At 70.6% G+C, this 7,774-nt stretch carries 7 protein-coding genes and 2 pseudogenes; 4 read left to right on the top strand and 5 right to left on the bottom strand.

Going from position 1 to position 7,774, the window contains the following annotated elements; all coding sequences use genetic code 11:
* The 3 genes from CLV34_RS15110 to CLV34_RS15105 form a co-directional block, all read left to right on the top strand.
* Nucleotides 1–670: RNase A-like domain-containing protein (locus CLV34_RS15110; protein ID WP_211289478.1), on the top strand; the 670-nt coding region annotated here is incomplete at its 5' end.
* A complete protein-coding gene (locus tag CLV34_RS16495) occupies nt 670–948 on the top strand; it encodes a contact-dependent growth inhibition system immunity protein (protein WP_157803878.1) in 279 nt (92 codons plus the stop codon). The genes CLV34_RS15110 and CLV34_RS16495, both read left to right, overlap by 1 nt.
* Nucleotides 949–1,173: 225 nt before the next feature.
* Nucleotides 1,174–1,497, top strand: a complete 324-nt coding sequence (locus CLV34_RS15105; protein ID WP_342747244.1) for a hypothetical protein — start codon at nt 1,174–1,176, stop codon at nt 1,495–1,497.
* Between the two features lie 10 nt (nt 1,498–1,507).
* Here the strand turns inward: CLV34_RS15105 and CLV34_RS16810 are convergent, their stop codons facing one another.
* The 4 genes and pseudogenes from CLV34_RS16810 to CLV34_RS17365 all read right to left on the bottom strand — a co-directional run.
* Nucleotides 1,508–2,368, bottom strand: a complete 861-nt coding sequence (locus tag CLV34_RS16810; RefSeq protein WP_211289476.1) for a protein NO VEIN domain-containing protein — start codon at nt 2,366–2,368, stop codon at nt 1,508–1,510.
* A pseudogene (locus tag CLV34_RS16805) lies at nt 2,356–3,617 on the bottom strand (helicase-related protein). The gene CLV34_RS16810 and the pseudogene CLV34_RS16805 overlap by 13 nt, the downstream one beginning before the upstream one ends.
* A gap of 126 nt (nt 3,618–3,743) precedes the next feature.
* Nucleotides 3,744–4,070, bottom strand: coding sequence for a hypothetical protein (locus CLV34_RS17120; RefSeq protein WP_245859279.1), 327 nt, complete (start codon nt 4,068–4,070; stop codon nt 3,744–3,746).
* A gap of 173 nt (nt 4,071–4,243) precedes the next feature.
* A pseudogene (locus CLV34_RS17365) lies at nt 4,244–4,477 on the bottom strand (DEAD/DEAH box helicase family protein); the annotation flags it as partial.
* Nucleotides 4,478–4,975: 498 nt separating this feature from the next.
* Between CLV34_RS17365 and CLV34_RS15095 the strand changes: the two are divergent.
* Entirely contained in the window at nt 4,976–5,929 is a 954-nt protein-coding gene (locus CLV34_RS15095; RefSeq protein WP_100351140.1) for a TrmH family RNA methyltransferase, read from the top strand.
* Here CLV34_RS15095 and CLV34_RS15090 read toward each other — a convergent pair.
* Complete coding sequence (locus CLV34_RS15090; protein WP_100351139.1) at nt 5,913–7,748, bottom strand: SpoIID/LytB domain-containing protein; 1,836 nt, start codon at nt 7,746–7,748, stop codon at nt 5,913–5,915. The two genes, CLV34_RS15095 and CLV34_RS15090, sit on opposite strands and share 17 nt — an antisense overlap.
* Between the last annotated feature and the right edge of the window lie 26 nt (nt 7,749–7,774).

The raw sequence follows: 7,774 nt of genomic DNA, 5'->3' as shown, positions 1-7,774 counted from the left end.
CATCAACGGTCAACGGGTCACGACCACCGACGAGCACCCCTTCATGGTCGCCGGCCTCGGCTGGATCGCGGCACGCGACCTCCGCGCGGGCGACCCGCTCGTCACCGCCGGCGACCTGCCCGTCACGGCGGGCGACGCACAGGCTGGCACCGTCCGCCTCGACGCCATCGACATCGAACGGGCGGACGAGGGCGCGCCCGATGGCGGGACGGCTGTCTACAACATCCACGTCCGCACCCACCACACCTACTACGTTCTCGCCGGTGGCACGCCCGTCCTGGTACACAACGCCAACAGGCACGCGCTCGACCTTGCGGAGCACGAGACCGCTGGTGGGCACGTCATCGAACGTCACGTCGGTAAGACGGATGCATACCTCAGGTCCCGCGGGATCAAGTTTGCAAGCACTTTCCCGGACGTCAAGACGGCGGTGCGAGTGACCACGCGCAACATACGGTCAAATACAAATAGGATTGCAAACTGGCTTGCGGGAGAAGAATACAGCCTTATGATCAAGAGCACGATGAGCCCCCTTGACGGGCGCGTCTACGTGGCCGCGGCAGACCGGTTCGTGGACCCGTTGAGTGTGGAGACCTTTCTCTACAGGGACGACTCAATGGCGCAAGGATTTCGCGTGCACACGTCGTACCCGTCGCCCAAGGAGTACTGATGGGCCGTCTGGGGTATCTCGGCCAGAACTACTTTCACCAGGATTGGGATCTCTGGGGGCCGACGCCCACCAATGTTCTGGAGCGGTTTCGACGGCAAGAGACGGAGAGCTTGGTGGAGGCGACCAGGGACGAAGTCGCCTCCATCCTGTCGTCTCACCCGGACGGAGAAGCGCTGGAAGCGCTGTGGGACGGTACGGGTGCGGCATGGGATCCGGTACTCGCGCGATGGGGAACTTATCGTGAGTGGTTCGAGGAAATTCGAAGAGTGCTCTCCTGAGGAGAATTCCAAGCAGCTCCATCGCGCCACCCGCCCGTGATTGGCGCGGGCAGGGTGTGTGTTCTCAAGCGGGGGCGATGCATTGCGTGCTACTTCGAAGGCCAGCGAGTTCGCGATCGACGTTGCATCGCTTGACCCGCCTCCGAGCATGCGCGACGCTGCCGGGGCGACGGGCCGCATCACGACCGGCGACTTCAGCGAGATCTTCTTCATGAACCTCAGGTACTGGGGATCGGCCAGTACCTGCACAGCTGGAGTTCTGCGTTGCGGCACCTCCTGAGCGGCGACGACACCACATCGTGTCTGGTGTCGTCGATCACCGAACCGTCAACCAGCAACTTCGTGTTCACCTGGCCCCTGTATCGCTTGGCGAACGAGGTCGCGGTCCAGAACTCCATCGTCTTCCTCGACGAGCTCATGTCGCCGTTCGACGTCGATCACCCGTGGAGATCCGTACGGCCTCGGGAGGTCGTCGACGAAGACGGCAACCGAATCTCGGAGTGGCGAGTGAGCGTCGCGGCGGTCCAACAGTTCGTCGACCGGTTGTGAGAGCGGCCGTTCATCGAGGAATGACGCCGACATCCCAGGCCCGCTTCCATGACCGCACCACCGCGGTGTCCGCGTAGGTGCCCAGCGTCGTGTCGCGGAACGGGTCGAGGACGTACCGCACGACGTCGGCCGGGTTCGGGTCACCCTCGGCGACGGCCGGCGCGTCCGGGTCGACCGCGACGAGCGCCAGCCGGTAGTGCGGCTCCGTGTTCTTGCCGGTCAGCACCTCGCTGGCCGTCACCACGTAGTCGGCTGCACCGAGCACACGACCCTTGACCTCGAGAGAGGTCGTCGTCCCGTCCGGCGCCACGGAACAGATGTCGTAGCCCTTGTTGCTGTGCGGCCTCTCCTCCGCGTCGCGTCCCAGCGAGCGCTCGATGGCGAGCACCGCGGCCACCGCTCTCTTGTCCGTGAAGCTTGTGTCGACAGCCAGTCGCGACGGCGATGCCGCCGGACCGTCGTCGGTCGAGAGCCAGGCGCCCGGCACGACCAGGGCTGCTGCCGCCACCCGCGGTGGTCGGACCTGCACCTGCTCGGCCAGCGCGAGGTCCCGTTCGCGCCGCTCCAACCGCGCCTCGAGCGAACGCGCGCGATCGCGAGCCGTGGTCGGGGAGAGACGCACCCGACGCCCCGCAGCCTGGTCCTCGGCCAGCCGCACCGCCTCGGCGTCCCAGAAGTTCATCTGCGCGGTCAGGCGCTGCCGCACGAGCCGTCGCGTGCGGCCCACCAGGGCGGACGTGCGGGCGACGACCTCGCCTCGGTGAGCCGGTAGCCCGTGCGCAACAGCCCACCTCAGTGCCAGGGTGTCGACTCCGGATCCGAGCCACGACTGTGCGACGAGACGGTCGCGCGCGATCGTCAGGTCGCGCATCTCGTCGTCCTCCCGCCCGACCGGGCGAAGGTCCAGGTACGGGCCGGTCCGGGGAGACCTGCGCCACCGTCGGGAGCGAGGTCGACGAAGTCGAAGCGGCGTGACAGGGGTGCGCCGGCGCTCCTCGGCCACTGCGACGACGACGCGCGGTCCACGGCACGGTCGTCGACCAGCACCGCGCCCTCGGTGAGCACGTCGCCCCAACGATCCAGGACAGCCTCGACCAGGGCGTCCATCAGAGGGTGCCCGGGTGCGACCAGCTCCGCCGGCACCCTGCCGTCGACGAGCGAGGGCTCGAACGCGACACGTGCGTACCGGGTCGCCACGGGCCGCACGGACAGGCGCCTGCGCCCCAGGCGCCGGTCCGTCGAGCCGGATGGCGCACCCGTCCGCAGGAGAGCAGGCACGTGCGTCACCTCGAAGCGTCCCTGCTCTCGAGCCGACCACCGGCCACCGAGAGCGCGCAGCGCCTCCAGGACGAAGTGCTGGATGTAGTGCGGCTGCAGGCGGCGTGCCCGGGCCTCGTCCATCTCGCGCCGCAGCGTCGCCAGATCGGTCGCGGAGAGGTGCGGCGTCGCGAGCGCGCGCTCCTGCAGCACCTCTTCGAGACCACGATCCACCGACGCGTCGATCACCTGGTCGAGCCGCGCTCTGACCTCGGGCTGCTCCCCGTACCGGATCGCGTCGAGGAGCAGGTCTCGCAGCGGCCGCTCGGCGAAGGCGTTCTCGCCCAGGACGTCGAACACGCTGCCGCCGTAGGCGCGGCGCTGCTCCTCGACCTTGTCGAGCAGCCGACGGAACACCTGGCCCTCGCGGGTGTCCTCGGCCACGAGGTTCCACAGCCGGCAGACCTCGCGTTGGCCGATGTGGTGCACCCGGCCGAACCGCTGCTCGATCCTGTTCGGGTTCCACGGCAGGTCGTAGTTCACCATGAGGTGCGCCGCCTGAAGGTTGAGCCCTCACCGGCCGCGTCCGTCGCGACCAGGACCTGGCACCCCGGGTCGTTCGTGAACGCCTCCAGGATCCGGCGGCGCTCCTGCCGGGGTGTCCCACCGTGGATCGTCACCACCGCCGCCACGGAGCCGAGCACGGCCTCGAGGCGACCCGTGAGGTACGTGAGGGTGTCGCGGTGCTCGGTAAAGACGATGAGCTTGTGTGGCTGGCCGACCGCCGCGATCCCGCTCGCTCGCGCCTCGAGGACGAGGGCGCGCAACTCCTGCCACTTGCGGTCCGTGCCGTTCGCCCGCACGCGTGCCGCGAGGACCTCGAGCTGTGAGAGCACGGCGAGCTCGAGATCGAGCTCGGCAGCGGTCCGGGCTGCCGTGGCCGCGTCGACGACCTCGTCCTCGAGCGTCTCCAGCTCCTCGGCGTCCCGTTACGGCGCGCACCCGTCTCCGACGAGGAGCGCGTCGCGCTGGCGACGGAGCCTCTCGGACCGTCTCTGCAAGCTGCGGAAGATCGCCTCCGGGCTCGACGCGAGGCGGCGTTGCAGGACGGTCAGGGCGAACCCGACCGTGCGGCGTCGACCGGTGCCGCCCTCGTCGGCCAGCCGGTCGGCACGGTTCATCTCGGTCCGCACGTACTCGGTGACCGCCTCGTAGAGCTCGGCCTCCAGAGATGGGAGCTGGTACGTGACGGTCTCGGCCACCCGCTCGGGGAAGAGCGGCTTGCCCTCGAACGTGAGGAGATCCTTCTTGACCATGCGCCGCATGATCCCCCGTGTGTCGGTCGAGTGGACGCCCGCCCGGTACGCGCCCTCGAACCGGTCCGGCTCCAGGAGTCGTAGCGCCGCGTCCGGGTCAGCTCGTTGCCGTAGTAGTGCGCCGACATGCGGTGCGCCTCGTCGACGACGACGACGACGAGGTCCCACTCCGAGACCTTCAACGCCTCCAGCCAGGTGTCCGCACGCGCGAGCTGGTCCATGCGGGCGATCAGCAGCGGGTGAGATGTGAACGGGTCGCCCGTCAGATCGGTGTCCGCCAGCGAGCGCGTCAGGATCGCGAACTCCAGTCCGAACTTCTCGGCGAGCTCGGACTGCCACTGCTCGACCACGCCGCCCGGGGCCACCGCCAGGCAACGGGCGACGTCGCCACGGAGCAGGAGCTCCATGATGTCGAGCCCCGCCATGATCGTCTGGCCCGCACCGGGGTCGTCGGCGAGCAGGAAGCGCAAGGGTCCCGGCTTGGGAGCAGGTCCTCGTAGACGGCCCTGATCTGGTGGGGGAGCGGCTCGACGGCGCTCGTCGCCACGGCGAGCATCGGGTCGAACAAGCTCGCCATCCGCATCCGGGTGGCCTCAGCGGCCAGCTTGAACCGTGCACTGTCCGCGGTGAACGCCCAGCGACTCCGGGCTTCGGCGGCCCGCCACCCCGCGACGTCGTCGGCAAACGCGACGTGCTCCGTGAGCAGGCCGTCGTCGGCGCGGAGTGTGACGGTGAGCGCGTCGTCCGACAGCCGCTGGTGTGGGACGCCAGCGTCGCGGTGATGATCGCGTTCACGATCGCCAGGGTCCGCTGCGATCCCGGACAGTGTCACGACGGCGTCGGCCTGAGTACGAGGTGGCCCAGCAGGCCGACGTCTGCGTTTCGTGGTCCCTGCGGCGCGCGACATGTCCCGAGCATCGACGCAGGAGCTGACACGCCAGCGCGTGGGATCATCGACCGTGCTCCAGATCGTCCGCGTCACCGACCCCGCCGACCCCCGTCTGCACGACTACACGAACCTCACGGACGTCGCGCTGCGCACCCGCCGCGAGCCTGCAGAGGGCCTGTACATGGCGGAGTCGTCCACCGTGATCCGCCGTGCGGTGGCGGCGGGCCACCGGCCTCGCTCGTTCCTCATGGCGGCCAAGTGGCTCGACGGCATGGCGGACGTCGTCGAGGCCGCCGCTGACGCCTCCACCGGTGGTGCCCCCGTCTTCGTCGCCGACGAGGAGGTGCTCGAGGCGATCACCGGGTTCCACCTGCACCGCGGGGCGCTCGCGGCGATGCACCGTCCGCCGCTCGCGGACGTGGCCGACCTGCTGGCCGCGGCCCGGGACGGCGAGGGTGCGCGCCGCGTCGTCGTGCTCGAGGACATCGTCGACCACACGAACATCGGTGCGGCGATGCGGGCGTGCGCGGCGATGGGCGTCGACGCCGTCCTGCTCACGCCGCGCAGCGCGGACCCCTTGTACCGGCGCGCGGTGCGCGTCTCGATGGGAACGGTGTTCCAGGTGCCGTGGACCCGCATCCACGACTGGCCGCACGCTGCTGCGGACACGGGTCGGACCGGGGGAGTCGCGCTGCTGCGCGAGCTGGGGTTCACGGTCGCGGCGCTCGCGCTCGAGGACGACTCGATCAGCCTGGACGACCTCGCGGCCGACCCGCCGGAACGGCTCGCGACCGTGTTCGGCACCGAGGGCGACGGGCTCAAGCAGAAGACGATCGCGGACTGCGACGTCACGGTGCGGATCCCGATGGCGGGCGCGGTGGACTCGCTCAACGTCGCGTCCGCGGTCGCGGTGGCCGCATGGGCCACGCGCGCCGAAGATCTGGGCAGGCCCGTCAGGGGTGCGGTGTGAAGTCGCTCACCCAGGAGCCCGGAACGCCGAGGGCCGAGCGCCACCAGTCGGCGCTCGCCGACACGGTCGCGACCTTGCCGGTGCTGGCCGTGGCGACGAGCGTGCGGACCTGCCCGCTCGAGTAGCGTTCGTCGACCCGGATCGACGTGACGTCGGGCAGCGTGGGGAACGTCGCCCGGGCGGTCGCCTGGCTGATGGTGTCCGTCCACGACACGTAGGGGTTGCCGGGCGCGGACGCGGCGGGGTCGTCCACGGACCTCAGGTAGTCCAGCTGCGGACCGGCCTTCGAGCCCTGCCACACGTCGGCGTTGTCGGCCGTGCGGCCGCCCGACGCCGCGAAGTAGGGGGTCTGGGCCGCCGTGCCGCCGAACGTCACGGCCTGGCCCCGCGTCGCGTCGACGGCCTTGCGCCAGAGGTCGACGCCGTCGGCGTCCCGCGAGGCCTTGCTCGCCCCGGTGTAGCTCTGGTCCCGGACGTCGTCCACGACGTTGCAGTCGCACGCGTCCTGGAGCTTCTGCTTGCCGTACAGGACGTACGTCCGCGCGATCACGGCTTGCGCCTCGAGCGCCTGCAGACCCTTGCCGCTGCCTGCGGTACCCCACGAGGACGGCATCTCGTCGATCCCGTACAGGTACTCGGTGTCGAGGAGCAGGTCGACCACGACGTTCGGCTGCCCGCCGATCGCCGTGAGGACGAGCGTGCCGTCGTGGTAGGTGCCGCGGGAGCCCGCGACCGACGCGATGCCCGTCCAGCTCGTGGTGAAGCTCGCCGTGGCGGCGGGCGCGGTGACCGTCGCGGTGCTCGCGGTGCCGCGCAGGCGCGTCAGCACGAGGGAGTCCCCGACGACGGCGACCCGCAGCGTGTCGGCCGACGTCCCCGTCAGCGTGCCCGAACCGGCGACCGACCACGACGACGTGAAGGACAGCGTGGTCGACGTGCCGGTGTCGGAGTAGAGACCCTTGGTGTAGCCGTAGGGCTCCGGGCCCCACACCTGCACCTTGATGCGCTCGGGGCCGGTGACGGCGGCGACGCTCGTGCCCTGGTAGAAGTGCGTGAGGATCGACGCGGCGCTCGATCCCTGGAGCGCCATCGCGTAGGCGCCGTACTGCGACAGGCCGACGCCGTGCCCGGCGCCCGCGCCCGTGACGGTGAAGCTCGAGGGCAGTCCGACGGCCACGCGTCGCGTCGCGCTCGTCGCCCGGGCGGTCCGCAGCCGGTAGGTCGTCGTGGCCGTGGGGGTGACGGTCGTGGAGCCCCGCCCGGCGTGCGCGGCGAACGTCGTCACCCGCACCCAGGAGGACCCGCTGAGCCGCTCGACCAGGATCGTCCCGGTGACCTCGGACGCGGCGTGGTACGTGTAGTGGGCCGACAAGGTCGCGGCCGACCCCGTCGTGACGGCGGCCGGTGCGGACACCCCCAGTGCGTACGCGGGCGTCACGCGCAGGGTCAGCGCGGCGGAACCCGTCCCGGTGGACGACCGCACGCGGTAGGTCATCGAGCTGGTGGGTGCGACGACGAAGTGCGCTGACCCCGTGCTGCTCGTCGCGGCCTTGCTCACGTCGCGCCACACGCTCCCGTCGCGTCGCTGGAGCGTCAGCGTCCCGCGCTCGCCCGTGCCTCCGACGGTCCACCGCGCGGTGAGCTGGGTGTGCTGGTCGCTCCACGCGGAGGTCGGGCCGGTCAGCTTCAGGGCCGTCGTGGCGGCCTCGGCGCGACCTGCGGGAAGCACGACCCCGACGAGAGCGGTTCCCAGGCCGAGCAGGGCGGCGAGCAGGGGTGTCAGCGGGAACGCGGTGCGAGGACGGGACGGCGACGGCATCCGACCACTGTGCCACGGGCCGCAGC

Origin of the sequence: Luteimicrobium subarcticum (genome assembly GCF_002798015.1) — a bacterium.
Taxonomy (GTDB): Bacteria; Actinomycetota; Actinomycetes; order Actinomycetales; family Cellulomonadaceae; genus Luteimicrobium; species Luteimicrobium subarcticum.
Note: the sequence above shows the minus strand (reverse complement) of the source record. Positions and strands in the feature narration are given on the sequence as shown.